Below are 17,668 nucleotides of genomic sequence, written 5' to 3' on the forward strand. Positions count from 1 at the left end.
CACGTTCAGGGAGCTACCATCGTAGCAGCGGAAGAAACGTAGAAGATGATAACAGACCAGCGGCTCGGGCTACAAAATCATCACGTGTTTAACATAGGCCACGCAGAAGCTGTGCGTACACTGCGTCTGTCCGCCTCTCCTTGAGCAATAACCCTGAGAGATCCAGGTTATGCCTGGGGCATTGCTCCCCGGGGAATAATGGCTCCCCGATGCTGGATAACGCTGCTGGCAAGTCGATGCCCCATCTGCGCCGCGCGCTGCGCCTTCTCACCGCAAAGGCGTGCGGCCAGATAACCGGCGCTGAACGAATCACCGGCAGCCGTAGTATCAATAATCTGTGCTTTGGCAACCTTGTTAGCGGGCACCTCCAGAACAGGCTCGCCCGCAAGCGAAACCAGACAAGCCTCAGCACCGCGCTTAATGATCACCTCATTGACACCCGCACGGTGTGTACGCTCAATTACCGCTTGCACTCCTTCCTCTCCCCAAAGCGCCGTTTCATCCTCCAGCGTGAGGAAGGCCAAATCGCTATGCTGCAACATTAACTGATAGGCCTGCCGAGCGGCTTCCGTGCCTGACCAAAGGCGTGGACGATAGTTATTGTCGAAAATCACCCGTCCACCGCGCTTACGGCAGGCTGACAATAAAGCAAACAGTTTTATCTGGCTGGTTTCACTCAGGATCGCCAGGCTAATGCCACTAAGGTAAAGATAGTCAAATTGCTTTAGCTGACGGCAAATTTCATCAGCGGCGTCACTTTCCAGCCAGAAACGCGCCGCCGCCTCGCTACGCCAGTAATAAAAGGTTCTCTCACCCTGAGCGTCAGTTTCAATCACGTACACTCCTGGTAGCCGGTCAGGCATGCGCTGGATCAAATTGGTTTCAACACCTTCCTGCTTCCAGGCGTCGAGCATTTCTGTGCTGAAGCTGTCGGTACCCAATCCGGTCACATAGGAAACCGCTAATGCACCCACCGGCGCCAGGCGCGCGATATATACGGCAGTATTAAGCGTATCTCCACCAAAACCACGGCTCATATCGCGACCGTGCTGCTTCAGCTCGATCATACATTCGCCAATAACCGCTATCTTTTTCATGCGCCTTCTCAGTTGAAGTGATACAGACCTTCGAGTTTCCCGCCAGCAACGCGATCAGTCAATAAAATAAAACGATGTTTTAATTTTATTACACCGGCATTTTTACCCAATCGATGGCTTTTGACCCGTTAAATCCCTCTGCCAACACACATCACCTGATCGCTTTGGCTCACCTCGTCTATTCTTAGAAAGGAATGGGTCAGGAGACGGACATGTCACGTACAGGAAAAATACTAAGTTGGGTTGCCGGGATCATTATTGCCCTGCTGGTTCTCATCATTGTGGTGATTACCACTTTCGACTGGAACCGCCTCAAACCGACCATCAATAAAAAGGTGACTACGGAGCTGAATCGCCCCTTTGTTATTCGTGGCGATCTGGGCGTTAACTGGGAGCGCCATCGAGATGAGCCGGGCTGGCGCAGTTGGTTGCCCTGGCCGCATATCCATGCCCAGGATATCATGCTGGGCAATCCTCCGGGCATGGCGCAAATGGATATGGTACATCTGCAACGGGTGGATGCTTCCATTTCACCGCTGGCGCTGCTCAGTAAACAGATTTATCTGCCGTGGATCAAACTCCAGCGACCCGATGTCAGCCTGGTGCAGACGTCTGAAGGTAAGAATAACTGGACCTTCGATCTTGCCAACAGCAAAAATTCCCAGGCTGACGCTCAGCCCTCCAGCTGGTCATTTCAACTCGATAATATTATTTTTGACCGCAGCACCCTCCACTATCAGGATGCGATTAACAAAGCCAATGTACGGGTAAGTGTTAATCCATTGGGTAAACCGGTGCCTTACGCGCAGGTTACCGGCGGCAAAGACAGCGCTGCCCAGCACGGTGCCTCCGATTTCATCTTTGGCTGGCATGCCGACGGCACCTACAACAACCAGCCTCTGAGCGGCGCAGGGAAAATCGGCGGCATGCTGTCGCTGCGCAGTAAAACCACCCCTTTTCCGCTTCAGGCCGACGTGCGCAACGGGACGACCCGCATAAGGCTGGAAGGAACCTTACAGGACCCGCTGAACCTCGGCGGACTGGATATCCGCCTGCGTTTTTCCGGCGATACTCTGGCAAACCTTTATGGCCTGACCGGCGTGTTATTGCCGGACACACCGCCTTACGAAACCGATGGTCACTTGATAGCCCGCTTCAAAAGAGCAGGGGGGCCGCAGTTTCGCTATGAAAAATTCAACGGCCATATTGGCGACAGCGATATTCACGGCACGCTGACCTATACCCAGGGCAAACCCCGTCCGTCGCTGTCGGGAGAGCTTAGTTCTAAGCAGCTACGAATGGCCGATCTCGGCCCATTAATCGGTGTGAATTCAGGTAAAGACAGCCGTAAAACCGAACAGGCGAAAGCCGCTCGCGGTGATGCCACAACGCAGCCAGCCAATCGGGTTTTGCCGCACGATAAGTTTGATACAAAAAGCTGGGGCATGATGGATGCAAACGTTAAATTCAGCGGCCAGCGCATAGAGCACAGCAACAAACTGCCGCTTAGTAAGCTTTATACCCATTTGATCCTCAAGAACGGTGATTTACGCCTTGATCCGTTACGCTTTGGCATTGCCGGTGGTAATCTCAACGCCAGTATTCATCTGGAAGGCAACAAATCACCGATGCAGGGGCGTGCCGATCTGCACGCGCGTAATTTAAAATTACGCCAGCTGGCACCGGGCGTACAGGCAATGCAACACAGCCTCGGCCAGCTTAACGGTGATGCAACCCTCAGCGGTCGCGGTAATTCAGTGGCCGATCTGCTGGCAACCAGCAACGGCGAGCTGAAGGTGCTGATGAACAGCGGAATTATCAGTCGCAATCTGATGGAGATTGCGGGCCTTAATCTTGGCAACTATCTGGTTGGTAAGCTTTTTGGCGACGATGAAGTCAAAATTAACTGCGCAGCCACGGATCTGACGCTGAAAAATGGCCTTGCCACACCGCGCTTGTTTGTTTTTGACACTGAAAATGCGGTTATCAACGTCACCGGCAGCACCAACTTTGCCAATGAGCGTCTGGATCTGACTATCGATCCCAAAAGTAAGGGCGTACGCATCGTCACCCTACGCTCCCCGCTCTATGTCCGCGGTACCTTTAAAAATCCCGATGCGGGTGTGAAGCCCGGACCGCTTATCGCTCGCGGAGCGGCGGCGGTGGCTCTGGGTGCGGTAGTTGCACCGGCAGCGGCGCTGCTGGCATTGGTTTCGCCGAGCGAGAACGAAAACAACCAATGCACGCAGGTGCTGCAGCAGATGAAAGCACATTAATAATCGTGCCCACCTCCACTGGCAAAAACCCCGTCGCTGAGCAGTCGGCTACGGGGTTTTATCTTGTCTGATTAACACCCTTAATCGTAAAGCGATTCGTTTCGTGTTTCTTTACAGGAGAGTACCGCAATCAGTGTCAGCAACGCCATTGCTGCCAGATAAAGCCCCACGGCGTACAAGCCGTAAGTGTGAGTCAGCCAGGCAGCGATATAGGGTGCCACCGATGCCCCAAGAATCGATGACAAATTGTACGAGAAGGACGCCCCTGTGTAACGCACCGATGTGGGAAATAGCTCAGGTAACAGCGCGCCCATTGGCCCGAATGTTAACCCCATGATGCTCAAACCCAGCAGCAGAAACCCCATCACCAGCAGCTGGTTTCCTGAACCCAGCATCGTAGGAAACAAAAACGCGAAGGCGATGATCAGCAAAGTAATGATGGTCATCGTGCGACGGCGACCAAAGCGATCGGCAAGCAAACCGGCCACCGGCACCATCACGCCAAAACCAATCACCGCCACCATCAGCATCCACAAAAAGGTATTACGTGGAAAGCCCAGACCACCAGGGAGCGGCGCCGTTCCATAACTCATTGAATAAACGGTCATGATGTAGAACAGCGTATAGGTCGCCAGCATGATAAACGTACCGAGAATAGTTGCTTTCACATGCTTTGTCAGCAAGGTGCCAATCGGCACGCGCTCCTGCTTATTCTCTTTTTTCACTCTGGCAAATACCGGCGATTCATGTAGGGAAACGCGCACGTAGAGGCCGATGATCACCAGCACCGCAGAGAGAATAAAGGGGACGCGCCAGCCCCAAGACATAAACTGCTGCTCGCTGAGCAGCCAAGAAAGCAGCAGGAAGGTTCCGTTCGCAAAAAAGAAGCCAATGGGCGCCCCCAGCTGCGGGAATGAGCCGTAAAGCGCGCGTTTTTTCGCCGGAGCGTTTTCCGTCGCCAGCAGCGCCGCGCCCCCCCATTCACCATCAAGCCCCAACCCCTGGCCAAAACGCGCCAGTGCCAGCAGCAACGGCGCGAACACGCCAATGGTTTCATAGCCTGGCAGCAGGCCAATCAGTACGGTAGAAATCCCCATCGTCAGCAGCGATGCCACCAACGTAACCTTTCGTCCGGCACGATCACCAAAGTGACCAAACAGTGCCGAACCGATCGGCCGGGCGATGAAGGCAATGGCAAAGGTTGCCAGCGACTGTAACGTGGCGACGGTCTCATCGCCCTGCGGGAAAAAGATATGTGGAAAAACGATGACCGCTGCCGTGGCGTAGATATAGAAATCGAAAAACTCGATAGCCGTACCCACCAACGAGGCGATGACCACTTTACTGCGGGAATTTGTTGGTTGCTGATGGTCAACATTGAAGGGTTCTGCGATGGAAGCTGGCATAGTTATTTCTTATTTGTAAATAAAGTCACAGAATATTACGCATCCGATCTCGGGCATTCAATGGCTAACAGCCCACCAGATGCGGCCTCCCACAGTGAAAAGAAGATAATATCAAGTTCGCCGCTCTGGCTGGCGAATGGCAGGGACAAAAGTACTCTTTTCAGCGTTAATCACTGAAACACGCTCTAAAAAAGTGGGCAGCCAGTGTTCATGCGCCTGTTTAGCTTATTAATAATCAGAGTGCGTGATTTAACGCTGATTTTCTGGCCGATACTGCCTGGATCAAGGCGTAACCAAAGTTGCTCAAAGAGTTTCTGTGGCCCGTTTATAATCTGTTTATGAAACATCGGTAGTTTATAGAAAAATAATCAAAATTTATTACGTTAAAAAACAATGATTTAATCATTAAATTGGCGGTTAACAAATAAAATAAGCAATGATTTACAAGTGATATCAACAGGACTATAGTTTCGGCAAATTTTCAGTGGAGATCCCTTTTTGGACAGTAAACCTGACGGTTACGTCTTACAAAAGGCAGGCTGACACCTCTTTCGTGCGCCTGCCGTTAGCAACACGGCGGGCAATGCACTCTCGTTTTGAGCGATTCATTCCCGAATGATTAACCGGTACCGCCGGATTATGCGTATTTTCCCGTTTAACAGCGGCTATGCGCGTATGCCTGCCTTTGCCAAATTTCTGTGAAGAAAAAATGAAAGAACCTCCTACCAGAAGGCGGATGAGGATGGCTTAAGCCGCGTAACGGGAATGTTCAGCATTCTGAATTCCCTGCATAAAACGCGATTGCCTTACCCACCCCAGCTTTGCGACAGGCGTCAGCCTGATGAATTGATCGTAATTATGTGATGGGCGACAAAATGAAAAACCCAAATAAAACTTTCGCACAACTGTTTGCCGTCAGCCAGCAGGCTCAGCAAACACAGACAGGTACTTTTAACCAACTGCGCTGCTGTCAAAAGGGGCTGACACGTGACGAAGCGCTTAACCGTCTGGATGAATATGGTCCGAATCAGGTTGCCAGCGAGAAAGCGCCCCATGCCCTGATCCAGCTGGCCAATGCTTTTAAAAACCCGTTTATTGCCGTACTGACCCTGCTGGCGGCTATCAGCTTTGTAATCGATTTCTGGTTGCCTCATATCCACGGAGAGCCGGCCAGCCTGAGCAGCGTAATCATCATGATGACGATGGTTATCCTCAGCGCGCTGCTGCGTTTTATTCAGGAATACCGCACGAATAAAGCGGCGGCAGCGCTAAAATCGTTGGTTCGCACTACGGCCACGGTAGTTCGTCGCGGAACCCCTGACAGCGAAGCGATGAAAATGGACGTCCCTCTGGAGGAAGTGGTACCTGGCGATATCGTCTGGCTCTCTGCTGGCGATATGGTTCCGGGCGATGTTCGCCTGCTGGAAAGTCGCGATCTGTTTATCAGCCAAGCGACGCTGAGCGGTGAGGCGCTACCCCTGGAAAAGTTCGCCACACCCGACGCACTGCCAACCCCCTGTGATGAGCACACCCTTCTTGGGCTACCCGGCTTTTGCCTGATGGGTACCAGCGTTGCCAGCGGTACCGCAACGGGTGTGGTGGTCGCCACCGGTGCCGATACCTGGTATGGCAATCTCGCTAACTCGCTGCTGGGCGATCGGCCGCAGACCGCCTTTGATCGCGGCGTCAACAGTGTCAGCAAACTACTCATCCGCTTTATGCTGGTGATGGTGCCTATCGTATTGTTAATCAATGGTTTTACTCGCAGTGACTGGGGTGAGACCCTGATGTTCGCGCTGGCCGTTGCCGTTGGCCTGACGCCGGAAATGCTGCCGATGATAGTCAGTGCCAATCTGGCAAAAGGCGCCATCGCGATGGCACGGCGTAAAGTGGTGGTAAAGCACTTGAATGCCATTCAGAACTTTGGTGCGATGGACGTCCTCTGCACCGATAAAACCGGAACGCTGACGCAGGACAACATCATTCTTGCCCATCACCTGGATATCTTTGGCAAAACAAATGATAACGTTTTGCAACTGGCGTGGCTCAATAGTCGCCACCAGAGCGGCGTCAAAAATCTGATTGATCTCGCCATCCTGCGCTTCAGCCAGGGTAAAACAGAACTATCAGGCCTGTGCCGCTACCGTAAAGTCGATGAGCTTCCCTTCGACTTCGAACGTCGCCGTCTGTCGATCCTTGTCGCCGACGAGCAGGAAAAACAGCGTCTGATTTGCAAAGGTGCGGTTGAGGAAATGCTGGCCGTAGCCAGCCATATACGCGAAGGTCAGCGGACACTGCCGCTGGACGCCGCAGCCATTAGCCTCATCCAGCAGCAGGTTCAGGAATGGAGCAACCGGGGTTATCGTGTCATATTGGTTGCCGAGCGCGACCTGACCGATCGGCCACTCAGCACACCGCTGACCAAAGAGGATGAACACGATCTGGTGATAGCAGGGCTGCTAACCTTTCTTGATCCGCCTAAAGACAGCGCCGCCAGCGCCCTCAGAGCACTGCACGAACAGGGTGTAGTGGTAAAAGTGTTAACCGGCGATAGCGCTGCGGTTTCCAGCAAAATCTGCCGTGATGTCGGACTGGACCCCGGCGAAGCACTGTGCGGCAGTGAAATAGACCCTATGAGCGATTACACGCTGGCCTGCGAAGTGGAACAGCGTAACCTGTTTTGTCGCCTGACCCCACAGCAGAAATCCCGCGTATTACAGGCGCTGCAACGTAACGATCACACCGTTGGATTTCTGGGTGACGGCATTAACGACGCACCGGCATTACGCTGTGCAGATATCGGTATCTCCGTGGACAGCGCGACTGATATCGCCAAAGAGTCCGCCGATATCATTTTGCTGGAAAAAAGCCTGATGGTACTGGAGGAAGGTGTTCTCAAAGGGCGCGAAACCTTCGGTAACATCATCAAATATCTTAACCTGACCGCCAGCTCCAATTTTGGCAACGTGTTCTCGGTCCTCGTCGCCAGCGCATTCCTGCCCTTTTTACCCATGCTGGCCATTCAGCTACTGATACAAAACCTGCTTTACGACATCTCACAACTGTCGCTACCCTGGGACAAAATGGACCGCTCATTTTTGCGCCGTCCACGTAAATGGGATGCGCGTAACATCCGCCGTTTCATGCTGTTTATGGGGCCGACCTCATCGATTTTTGATATCACCACCTGGCTGGTCCTATGGTACGTCTTTGCCGCTAACTCACCGGTCCATCAGGCGCTGTTTCAGTCCGGCTGGTTCATTGAAGGGCTGCTATCGCAAACCCTGGTGGTACATATGCTGCGCACCCGGCGCATTCCATTTATTCAAAGCCGCGCCGCATGGCCGGTGATGTTAATGACCGGGCTGATTATGCTGGCAGGTATCATCATCCCCTTTACATCTCTCGGCCATGCGTCAGGCATGGTAGCGCTGCCTGTGAGCTATTTTCCCTGGCTGCTTGCAATTCTTGCCGGTTACTGCGTGGTCGCACAGGGCGCAAAAATGCTTTACATCCGTCTGTTTGGTCAGTGGTTTTAAGGGGGGAACAATGCCGAACTTTAATATCTATGCCCTGATCGTTTTATTTATGATTGGGCTGATTATCCTCAGCTGCGGTATGAAGATGATTTTGTGATCGCGAGGCACCCGCAAGGGTGCCTCAGACTTTGAGAAACCGGCGCCACAGGAAGCGAATAAGATAGAATTCCGCGGCTCCAAGCAGCAGGAACCACAGGCAGAACACCAGCGTATAAAGTTGGTTAATATCGCTGAGATGAAACCGGGTAACCAGTTGATGCGTCAGTTGCAGACCAAACTGCGGCGCGGGCAACAAAAGCGCTGAAAGCATCCCCAGCAGTAGCGTCGACATTGGCATCAGAAACAATTCAAAAGGCGTTTTCATAACGTTCACTAAATGGGCACAGGTAGGCCCATTCTCCGGCAATTTTTTCGACGAAACAATCTCAGCACGCTAGCGCAGGCTACATCTCACCGCGCTGACTGAAATCCCGGAAGGCTAATTTGTGGCAATAATTGCGATGTTGTGGTTTGAAAAAGTTGGCTGACACAAGCTACCCACCCTGACCCACGTTTTTTTTTGCTTAAAGCAATACAGAAACGGACCAAAAAGCGAATACTCGTAGCTGACTTCTGATTATTCCCACAGATAAATTTTTTATGCATTTTTTCGGCAAAACCATCATGCAGAAAAATATGGCACAAGCTATACCACCGCTAACCGGGTCATTCTTTTACAGTTTTTATCCGAAGCTATTATCCAGAATGAGCAAGTTTTAAATAGTATAGCCAGTGCTATACTTAAAACCATGATTTTATTGTCTTTTTTTTTAAAATTTTACGTGTTAGTATCCACCCCGCTTAGCCCGAATCCGCTTTTTTTGCTGGATAGAACTTATTTTTATGCGCTGGAGATGATTGGCCTGCGCTGGCTGGTATAAATCCCATGAACCTCTATGCAACTATTATTCTGGCCCTTGGCATGTCGATGGACGCCTTTGCTGCCGCACTTGGAAAAGGCGCGACTCTGCATCGACCAGGCTGGAAAGAAGCCGTTCGCACCGGTCTGATTTTCGGTGTTATCGAAGCGCTGACTCCGCTTATCGGCTGGAGCATCGGTATCATTGCCAGCCAGTATGTAATGGCCTGGGATCACTGGGTGGCCTTTATCCTGCTATTTTTCCTTGGCAGCCGCATGGTGCTGGAAGGGCTACGTAAGAGAAATGCCGATGATCCGCTGCAAATACCCCAGCGCCACGGTTTCTTCGTGCTGGCGACAACCGCGCTGGCAACCAGCCTGGACGCACTGGCCGTTGGTGTAGGCCTGGCGCTTCTTCAAGTTAACATCATTACCACCGCGTTAGCTATCGGTGCAGCAACCACCATTATGGCGGCAACCGGCATTCTGCTCGGCCGATTTCTCGGCCCGGTCATGGGCAAAGGGGCAGAAATAATCGGTGGACTGGTGTTAATCTGCATCGGTGGTTCGATCCTGCTCGAACATCTTAATTTGCCAGGGTGAACAGGATAGCCGCAAAAAGGGGGCTGATACCAAAGGCGTGAGAATGATCACTAATCGGTTAGCCCACAGTGATTCTATCGCGCGTATTCTGCAAAAATTGAAAAAATAACGTGGCGCGCCTCTCCGCCTGTACCCACGTACTGTCAATCATTAACCAGTAGGTTGGCACTAACCGAAACAGACATCATTAATTCTTGTCTTTAATTATTTAAAGAAGAAAAATAAGTTAACGCAACCGCTCCCTTTTGACTCCATGCATTAAAACGAGCGATCAAACTCACCTGAACGCTATTGTTGTGACCCACAATTGGATGATCAAACGGCCCGTGGCTTCTTTTCTCATTTATCCTGTTTTTACACTGATTCATTCACAGAAAGACAAACTCCCCCTTCTTCCGACGAGTATTGATTGCCCGCTGCCCGATAGCTAACTGTTACCGACCAGACATAATCAGAGGACATTAGCGGGCCACGCAACAGCAAATGAGACGTCTCAGTTGCAGAGCACCGAAAGCCTGGTGCAGCAGACAAGGCCGGATCAACGATATAGCGGGGCATCATCCGAGTTTTTTAGACCTTCATTTATAGTCGCCGAAAAAAATACAATGAATTTATAGCCTATATAAATTCCATTGTGTTTTCCATGTGAAATGCCGGGCTCTCCATTCATCACTGCGGCAAATCTACGTTAAAAAGAAAAACCTGGAATAAAACCCACTTTCACCCACGACAGAAGGTTTCTTACTCGTTATGAAAACTTCATGTTAATTTATTTAACGAATTTACTTTTAAAAAAGTAAATCATCGCTCGACTATCAACGTCTAAAACGTAATAACGCCTCACACCTTCCCTATTTGTTTATATCCTGACATATTTACTTAACACTAAAAATATTTTATGTTTTCTCGGGAAAAAATAAGAAACGTTTTTTACTGTCAGGATAGCAGTGAAGATCACAAAGGAATGTATTTCATGTTTTGCTTGCCTTTCAGAAACGGGTCGATTGATTTACTTTTTCCCCTCCGCGTCCCACTGGCGTTTGCCGCACCGCTTCACCCATCGGCTTCATCGATGAGCCACTCTCTGACGCAACCTCAGGCAAAGCTGGACAACCCACTCATTCATCAACTAGAACAGCAGAAGGCCCTGGAGCGGCAGCTTAAGCCTGAAACCCCGGACATACGGCTATCGGCCCCCTCCAGCAGCTTCTCAGGTCTGATTTTCCCTGCTGAAAAGCCCTGTTTCAGACTTGATCGGGTCGAGCTGGAGGGTGCCGGCGCGATGCCGCACTGGCTCCCTTTGCAACGACTGGCGAACCAGGCAGTGGGCCAGTGCCTCGGTGTTCAGGGCATTAATTTATTGATGCGTCAGTTACAAAACCGCCTGATCGATCATGGCTACGTCACTTCGTGCGTGCTGGCACCGGCGCAAAACCTCAAAAGTGGCACCCTGCATCTGCGCATTCTTCCCGATATCATTCGCCACGTTCGCACCATGCCTGATAGCGGCAACTGGCTCACACTCTATAGCGCGTTTCCGCCCTATGCCGGTAATCTGCTGGATCTGCGTGATATCGAACAGGGGCTGGAAAATCTACAGCGACTACCCAGCGTGCAAGCGGAAATGGAAATTGTGCCGGGCGACACACCGGGCGAAAGTGATATCCAGTTGCGCTGGAAGCAAGCAAAAATCTGGCGCGTCGTCGCCTCAGTCGATGACTCCGGCACCAAAGACACCGGCCGCTATCAGGGCGCACTGCCGCTGTTTTTGGAAAATCCCTTCTCACTTAGCGATCTGTTCTATTTGTCCGGTAGTCACGACATTAACCTCAAGGGCGATAAAGGAACCCATAATCTTACAGCACATTATTCGGTGCCTTTTGGCTACTGGATGGTCGGCGTAACGGCCAGTGATTACCATTACCGTCAAACGGTCGCCGGGTTAAATAACGACTATCAGTATCGCGGTATGAGCCGTAATCTGGACTTTCAAGTCAGCCGCGTACTGCACCGTAGCGGCAGCCAGAAAACCAGTATCAGCGTTGACCTCATCGCCCGCGAATCACGTAACGCTATTGTTGATACTGAAATCGATAATCAACGCCGGCGCATTACCCGCTGGCGTGCAGGACTCCAGCATCGTCACTACATTGGCAGCACCACACTGGATGCCGGCATCAGCTATCAACGAGGCACCCGCTGGTTAGGCGCACTGGATGCGCCGGAAGAAGCCTTCGGCGACGCGACCGCTCTGAGCACAATTATCCCGTACAGCCTACAGTTAGACCTGCCCTTTCAGCTGGCGAATCAACGCTTCCGCTACAACGCCCAATACCTGCGCCAGACCAGCAATACCCCGCTGACACCGCAGGATCAATTCGCCATCGGCAACCGCTGGACGGTACGCGGCTTTGATGGTGAACGCTCGCTGAGCGCCAGCCGCGGCTGGTTCGTGCGCAACGATGTTGCCTGGCAAACGCCACTCCCACAGCAGGAGCTGTATCTCGGCGTCGATTATGGTGAAGCGGGTGGAAAAGATGCCGACCTGATCGGCCATCATCTGGCGGGCAGCACGCTGGGCCTGCGTGGCGCAGTTTCCAGCATCCGCTATGATCTCTTCGTTGGCGTGCCGCTGTCTAAGCCTGCTGGCTATCGTACCAGCCCGGTCACACTCGGCTTTACGCTGAGCTGGAGCTACTGATGCGCTGGCAAAACTATCTGATTAGCGCACCGTTTCTGCTGGGTAATGCGCCTGGCGAAGCAGAAATATTGGGTGCCGCCGTATGGTTATGGATGCATTCCCCCATGCACAGGGACACGCCATTAAGTGCGCTACCAAATCTGCTTTTGCCGATTATCAAATCAGAGCAATACGTTCTGGCCAGCCGCGATAACCAACCCGTTTTTTTTTGTAGCTGGGCATGGATGGATGAGATCTCTGAGCGGCGCTATCTGGCGGAGCCGACCATTATGACCCGTCAGTCTGACTGGACCAGCGGTGATCGCCTGTGGATTCGGGACTGGATTGCGCCTTTTGGCGATACCGCTCGCATGCGTCGGCTGATACAGACCGAGATATTTCCCTATCACTGTATACGCTCGCTCTATCATCGCGGTGCGCTCAAAGGTCAACGCGTGATGGACTTCAGAGGAAGCCAGCTGAGCCGGAAGCAGGCACGGATTTGGCGCCAACGGCATCCAGTCGCCAGCACGCAGTCGGCAGAACAAGGACGTTGATATGAATAAAACCGCTATCGGATCAATTTCAACCAGGCGCGCGGACTGCTGATGGTGGTCGCGGAAATCGCCAAGGCCTGCCACTGCGTCGTTGCATCGGTCACGCCCGGACAGATGCTTAAAACCCTCACCGCCACCCTCACCCCGATCGGTCTTGCGCTACTGCTGGCAGCCAGTGCCGTGGGCCTGGCTCAGGCTGGCGTGGTAGCAAACAGCGCCGCACCGGGGAATCAGCAGCCAACGATTATCAGCAATGTTAACGGCACACCCCAGGTTAATATTCAGGCACCCAGCGCAACGGGCGTTTCCCATAATCGCTACAGCCAGTTTGACGTTGAACAGCACGGCCTGATACTCAATAACGCTCACCAAAATGTACAGACTCAGCTCGACGGCAGGGTGGCAAAAAAACCCTGGCTTGCCGGGGCCGAAGCGCGGGTCATTGTTAATGAAGTTAACTCTCGCGATCCGAGCCAGCTGAATGGTTTTATCGAAGTGGCTGGCCGCGAAGCAGAGGTGGTGATCGCCAACCCGGCAGGGATCACCTGTAACGGCTGCGGCTTTATTAATGCCAACCGCGCAACCCTTGCCACCGGCCAGCCGCAGATGCAAAACGGCCAGCTGACGAGATACGTTATTGATCGCGGTGAAATCGCCATCAACGGTACGGGCATGGACAGCTCGGCCCAGGACTATACCGATATTATTGCCCGCACGGTAAAGGTCAACGTCCGTCTGTCCGCCCAAAATCTGCGTATCACTACCGGGCGTAATCGGGTGAACGTGGCTCACCAGAAAATCAGCAGCCAGCAGGACGATAATCCACTCACGCCACAGCTGGCGCTGGATGTCCCCAGCCTTGGCGGCATGTATGCCGGCAAAATCAGGCTGATTGGCACCGAACGCGACGTCGGCGTTTCAGCGGGTAATATCACACTCTCTGCCGACGGCAGCAATGCCAACAGCGGCGCGATCTATGCCAGCGATCAGCTGGCGATTCAATCGCACAATCCGTTGAGCTACAGCAGGTCATTAGCCGCAGGCGGAAATCTGAACGCCTCAGCCGCGAGTATTACCAGCACCTCCGACAGCAGTTTGACCGCAGGCTAGACGCCAAAAGACACGCCGTTGAGCGGTGGCAGCTTGACCCTGACCAGCGCCGGGCAACTGACTGCAGGCGGGAGAAATCAGGCTGGCGGTGCTATCACGTTTAGCGGCAAGGGCGTTGATCTGGCGAACAGCATCACCGGGGCGCAAAATATCAGCGTTGACGTTGAGAATAACTGGCTGAGCGTTCAGGAAGCGGACAGAAAAGCGGTACTGGCGCGTAAAGAGAAATCCGGCGCTATTACCGCCGACGAAAAGCATGAGCCGGCGACCATCAGCCAGACAGACAAGTCCCGCGACCTGGCGATAAAAGCGGTCTGTACCGACGGTAATAAAGGTGGTTCCGTCTGCGGAGCGCTGATTGGTCCGGCTTAGGAAGCGCTAAATAAGTACAGTGAAAACGTCACTTACTCTTTGCTGTATAAAGACCTGCATCCTCAGGATGCGAAAAATCTGGAAAGCGAGTTGCAGTGACTGGATGCGGGCAGTATCAGCCGGGATCAGACGATAACGGCAATAGCGGAACAATCCGGGCAGAGCTGGGACAAAATGGCTGAACAATATGATTCAGCCATGCAGGCGCAGGCAATCGCCGTAGCACTGGCAGGCATGAAGGGCATTCAGATTAAACAGCCCACAACTGTCAGCAAATCCTCGGCGGATAAGAGTCTTAGTTACGTTGATGAACCACCATTTAATCCAGGGGGCACAGCAGGAGGTGCTCAGTCCTGGTCCACTGAAGGGCGTATCAAGTACGTAGAGCTTTCTACTCAAGGGAAAATACGTTTTGTCCCAGACAGCAATTACTCTCCTTGCAACCCATTGCCAAGGGGGCCAAACAACGGTTACCTCGATAAATTTGGTAACGAATGGGTAAAAGGTTCATCTCGCACCGCCGGGCAGGCCTTTGAATGGGATGTGCAATTATCACCTAAAAGTAAAGCCCAACCTGGTTGGGCAACCAGAGATGGTTCTCACTTAAATATCTCTCTGGATGGAGGAATTACACATAAATAACCATGAGACTCGTATTTATGGAAAATAGAATTGGTTTCTATCAAGAGGTAAAAATATCTCCTGACTGCAAAGAAAAAAATAAGAAGTATGCAGATAAAAGAGGTGGTGTCATGGGGATAAGCGAAGAAGATGGGATCATTTATGGATACTCAATAAAACTTTACGACGAGGAATATCTTTTATCCTTTGATAAAGATGAAGTTATCCCAACGGGTAAGCAGCTCATACAAGACGATTTTTACTGATTAACCAAAGCGAATGACCAAAAATTCGATCTCAATGGCTTTAATATTGGCGTCGGCTATAAATTCTAATTTAAAGCTGACATGGAATCTGGACAAAACCGGATGCTATGGCATCCGGTTTTTTATCGCCTACAGTTCACTGAGTTCAGAACAGTGCTTTTTTATCAATGCCAAACCGTTTCATTCGCGATAATAGGGTGGTACGTTTCAGCCCAAGCCGGGCGGCTGCACCTTTAGGCCCGGCAATCACCCCATTACTCTCTTTAAGCACCCGGACAATACGCTGATATTCATCCTCGCCGCTATCAGCATCTTCATCTTCTTTTCCCCCGATAGCACATGTACTCAGTGAGGGATAGGGTGACAAATCAGCATGCGACAGCTGCAATACGTTGCTGCGCGTCAGCAATACGGCTCGTTCAATGACATTTTCCAGCTCCCGCACATTGCCGGGCCACTCCATTTTGCTCAGCAGCTTCAGGGTCTGCGCCGGAATGCTGTCGACATTACGCCCCAGCCGACGGGAAATATTAAACGTAAACGCTTTCACCAACAGCGGGATGTCCTGCGGCCGTTCACGCAGCGGTGGAATGCGGATAGGAAAAACATTCAAACGGTAATAGAGATCGCTTCTGAATTCCCGATCGGACACCATTTGTTTCAGATCGCGATTGGTCGCGGCGATCAGGCGTGCATTGGTGCGGATCACCTTATTGCTGCCGAGGCGCTCAAACTCCTGATCCTGCAACACGCGTAGCAGTTTGGGTTGTAATTCCAACGGCATGTCGCCCACCTCATCAAGAAACAGCGTGCCGCGATCTGCCAGCTCAAAGCGACCAATGCGCTGGGCACTGGCTCCGGTAAAGGCACCGCGTTCATGGCCGAAGAGATCGCTTTCCAGCAGACCCGCCGGCACGGCCGCGCAGTTAAGTTTGACCATGCGTCGCTCGTTGCGTCCGCTGAGCTTGTGTATTGCACGGGCGATGAGCTCTTTACCGGTGCCCGTTTCACCGAGGATCAGCACCGTACTATCGCTCTGCGCGACCATTTCCACCTGCTTCATTACCGTCATCATCGGCTCGCTGCGTCCAATGATTTCGCCAAAGTTGCCAGCAATATTATTTATCTGTTCGGTCAGCGCCAGATTTTCATCCAGCAAGCGCTCTTTTAGCCGGCGAATTTCCTGGTAAGCCAGCGCATTATCAACAGCGATCGCCAGTCGCTCTGCAACCTGACGTAGCAACTTGATATTAGACGCGCCGGTAAAGAGCGGTGAAACAGGATGTGAAAGTTTCAGCACCCCCAGCACCCTGTCGCTGAAGATTAACGGAAACAAGCACAGCGTCTGATCCACGCCACGCCACATCTCAAACAGCATGCGTTCATAGGGAGCTAGTTTATCCTTGCGATTGAGGATAAGAAAAAGGGATTCTTTGGATTTGATGACCTTTTCCGACAGCGTTCCCTTTTCGTCCACCTCAACCTGATCGTGTAACGGCGCGCTGTCGTCAATATAATGCGTTGAATAAAGGTTCAGCTTGCCTGGACTGCCGCTGCGCAACGCCAGGCTGATAGAGCTGAAACCGAAGTTCCGATGGATTTCACGCGCAACCTCGGCGATCAACTCTTCGAGGTCCAGCTTAGACAGCACGGCATTGGTGATCGCCACCAGCAGACGAAAATCGTTGCGCTCCCGGTAAAGCTCGGCATAAACGTCATCGCTCGCCCGGTGTGAAAGAATATGTTCCACGCCAAGAGTGATAACCAGCGCCAACGTTTGTAGTCCGGCAAGGTCTGACTCCGACCAGCGTCGCTCGGCATTCAGCAAAAACTCGCAGCCACCAATGATTCTGCCCTGAGAAACCAGCGGCAGCAGGCAATAGTGTCGGAATGGGGGATAGGCATTCAGCTGGCTAAACCTGGGCCAGTGCTCCCGGAACATCTCTTCTGGGTAGTAGAGCACGTCGGAATTTGACAGCGTAAGGTGTAGTGGGCCGCTAGCCAGCAGTGCATCATCGCAATGAAAAATAGCCTGCTGCTGATTATCCACGCTGTACAGACTGGCGCTCTGGTACTCTGCTTTCCATAGCAACAAGTTAACGTTATCGGCAAAGCCATGTTGCCTGACATACTCGCTAATCGCCTGCACCAGGGCGCTAAAATCAGGTTGTTGCAAAAGCGTGCGGGTTATTTCAAAAAAGCCCTGCTCGTTACCAGAACGATTCGGTGTATACGACATGCTT

At 52.1% G+C, this 17,668-nt stretch carries 13 protein-coding genes; 9 read left to right on the top strand and 4 right to left on the bottom strand.

Features of this window, described 5'->3' with window-relative positions:
- Positions 1-167: 167 nt before the first annotated feature.
- A complete protein-coding gene (kdgK, locus tag BM191_RS12710; RefSeq protein WP_092878749.1) occupies positions 168-1,097 on the bottom strand; it encodes a 2-dehydro-3-deoxygluconokinase in 930 nt (309 codons plus the stop codon).
- A gap of 212 nt (positions 1,098-1,309) precedes the next feature.
- On the opposite strand from kdgK, the gene BM191_RS12715 reads away from it, so the two are divergent.
- Complete coding sequence (locus BM191_RS12715) at positions 1,310-3,373, top strand: AsmA family protein (protein WP_092878751.1); 2,064 nt, start codon at positions 1,310-1,312, stop codon at positions 3,371-3,373.
- Between the two features lie 80 nt (positions 3,374-3,453).
- Here BM191_RS12715 and BM191_RS12720 read toward each other — a convergent pair whose 3' ends face one another.
- Positions 3,454-4,779, bottom strand: coding sequence for an MFS transporter (locus BM191_RS12720; protein WP_092878753.1), 1,326 nt, complete (start codon positions 4,777-4,779; stop codon positions 3,454-3,456).
- An 875-nt stretch (positions 4,780-5,654) separates the two neighbouring features.
- On the opposite strand from BM191_RS12720, the gene mgtA reads away from it, so the two are divergent.
- The gene (gene mgtA / locus BM191_RS12725; RefSeq protein WP_092878838.1) at positions 5,655-8,318 is read left to right on the top strand and encodes a magnesium-translocating P-type ATPase; all 2,664 of its coding nucleotides are present in this window, start codon (positions 5,655-5,657) and stop codon (positions 8,316-8,318) included.
- A gap of 121 nt (positions 8,319-8,439) precedes the next feature.
- Here mgtA and BM191_RS12730 read toward each other — a convergent pair whose 3' ends face one another.
- Positions 8,440-8,682: a DUF1158 family protein gene (locus BM191_RS12730; protein ID WP_092878755.1), complete on the bottom strand. Its 243-nt coding sequence runs from the start codon at positions 8,680-8,682 to the stop codon at positions 8,440-8,442.
- Between the two features lie 561 nt (positions 8,683-9,243).
- On the opposite strand from BM191_RS12730, the gene mntP reads away from it, so the two are divergent.
- The 7 genes from mntP (at position 9,244) to BM191_RS12765 (ending at position 15,425) form a co-directional block, all read left to right on the top strand.
- Positions 9,244-9,819 carry a manganese efflux pump MntP gene (gene mntP / locus BM191_RS12735; protein WP_092878757.1) on the top strand — a complete coding sequence of 192 codons (576 nt, stop codon included), beginning with the start codon at positions 9,244-9,246 and terminating at the stop codon, positions 9,817-9,819.
- Between the two features lie 973 nt (positions 9,820-10,792).
- On the top strand, positions 10,793-12,520 hold the full coding sequence (locus BM191_RS12740) for a ShlB/FhaC/HecB family hemolysin secretion/activation protein (protein WP_092878759.1): 1,728 nt from the start codon (positions 10,793-10,795) through the stop codon (positions 12,518-12,520).
- Positions 12,520-13,056 carry a toxin-activating lysine-acyltransferase gene (locus BM191_RS12745; protein WP_092878761.1) on the top strand — a complete coding sequence of 179 codons (537 nt, stop codon included), beginning with the start codon at positions 12,520-12,522 and terminating at the stop codon, positions 13,054-13,056. The genes BM191_RS12740 and BM191_RS12745 overlap by 1 nt, the downstream gene beginning before the upstream one ends.
- Before the next feature lie 51 nt (positions 13,057-13,107).
- A complete protein-coding gene (locus BM191_RS12750; RefSeq protein WP_092878763.1) occupies positions 13,108-14,166 on the top strand; it encodes a filamentous hemagglutinin N-terminal domain-containing protein in 1,059 nt (352 codons plus the stop codon).
- Between the two features lie 33 nt (positions 14,167-14,199).
- On the top strand, positions 14,200-14,538 hold the full coding sequence (locus BM191_RS12755) for a DUF6862 domain-containing protein (protein WP_143088829.1): 339 nt from the start codon (positions 14,200-14,202) through the stop codon (positions 14,536-14,538).
- 174 nt (positions 14,539-14,712) lie between these two features.
- Positions 14,713-15,180 carry a polymorphic toxin type 17 domain-containing protein gene (locus BM191_RS12760; RefSeq protein ID WP_092878767.1) on the top strand — a complete coding sequence of 156 codons (468 nt, stop codon included), beginning with the start codon at positions 14,713-14,715 and terminating at the stop codon, positions 15,178-15,180.
- 17 nt (positions 15,181-15,197) lie between these two features.
- The gene (locus BM191_RS12765; RefSeq protein ID WP_092878840.1) at positions 15,198-15,425 is read left to right on the top strand and encodes an Imm31 family immunity protein; all 228 of its coding nucleotides are present in this window, start codon (positions 15,198-15,200) and stop codon (positions 15,423-15,425) included.
- A gap of 145 nt (positions 15,426-15,570) precedes the next feature.
- Here the strand turns inward: BM191_RS12765 and flhA are convergent, their stop codons facing one another.
- Positions 15,571-17,664, bottom strand: coding sequence for a formate hydrogenlyase transcriptional activator FlhA (gene flhA, locus BM191_RS12770; RefSeq protein ID WP_092878769.1), 2,094 nt, complete (start codon positions 17,662-17,664; stop codon positions 15,571-15,573).
- Positions 17,665-17,668 lie beyond the last annotated feature (4 nt).

Origin of the sequence: Izhakiella capsodis (assembly GCF_900115045.1) — a bacterium.
Classification (GTDB): domain Bacteria; phylum Pseudomonadota; class Gammaproteobacteria; order Enterobacterales; family Enterobacteriaceae; genus Izhakiella; species Izhakiella capsodis.

Bases quoted from the DNA above. Each gene is read 5' to 3' on its own strand.
- flhA (WP_092878769.1), bottom strand. From the start codon at position 17,664: ATGTCGTATACACCGAATCGTTCTGGTAACGAGCAGGGCTTTTTTGAA.
- BM191_RS12715 (WP_092878751.1), top strand. From the start codon at position 1,310: ATGTCACGTACAGGAAAAATACTAAGTTGGGTTGCCGGGATCATTATT.
- BM191_RS12745 (WP_092878761.1), top strand. From the start codon at position 12,520: ATGCGCTGGCAAAACTATCTGATTAGCGCACCGTTTCTGCTGGGTAAT.
- mgtA (WP_092878838.1), top strand. From the start codon at position 5,655: ATGAAAAACCCAAATAAAACTTTCGCACAACTGTTTGCCGTCAGCCAG.
- BM191_RS12740 (WP_092878759.1), top strand. From the start codon at position 10,793: ATGTTTTGCTTGCCTTTCAGAAACGGGTCGATTGATTTACTTTTTCCC.
- kdgK (WP_092878749.1), bottom strand. From the start codon at position 1,097: ATGAAAAAGATAGCGGTTATTGGCGAATGTATGATCGAGCTGAAGCAG.
- BM191_RS12760 (WP_092878767.1), top strand. From the start codon at position 14,713: ATGGCTGAACAATATGATTCAGCCATGCAGGCGCAGGCAATCGCCGTA.
- mntP (WP_092878757.1), top strand. From the start codon at position 9,244: ATGAACCTCTATGCAACTATTATTCTGGCCCTTGGCATGTCGATGGAC.
- BM191_RS12720 (WP_092878753.1), bottom strand. From the start codon at position 4,779: ATGCCAGCTTCCATCGCAGAACCCTTCAATGTTGACCATCAGCAACCA.
- BM191_RS12765 (WP_092878840.1), top strand. From the start codon at position 15,198: ATGGAAAATAGAATTGGTTTCTATCAAGAGGTAAAAATATCTCCTGAC.
- BM191_RS12750 (WP_092878763.1), top strand. From the start codon at position 13,108: ATGGTGGTCGCGGAAATCGCCAAGGCCTGCCACTGCGTCGTTGCATCG.
- BM191_RS12730 (WP_092878755.1), bottom strand. From the start codon at position 8,682: ATGAAAACGCCTTTTGAATTGTTTCTGATGCCAATGTCGACGCTACTG.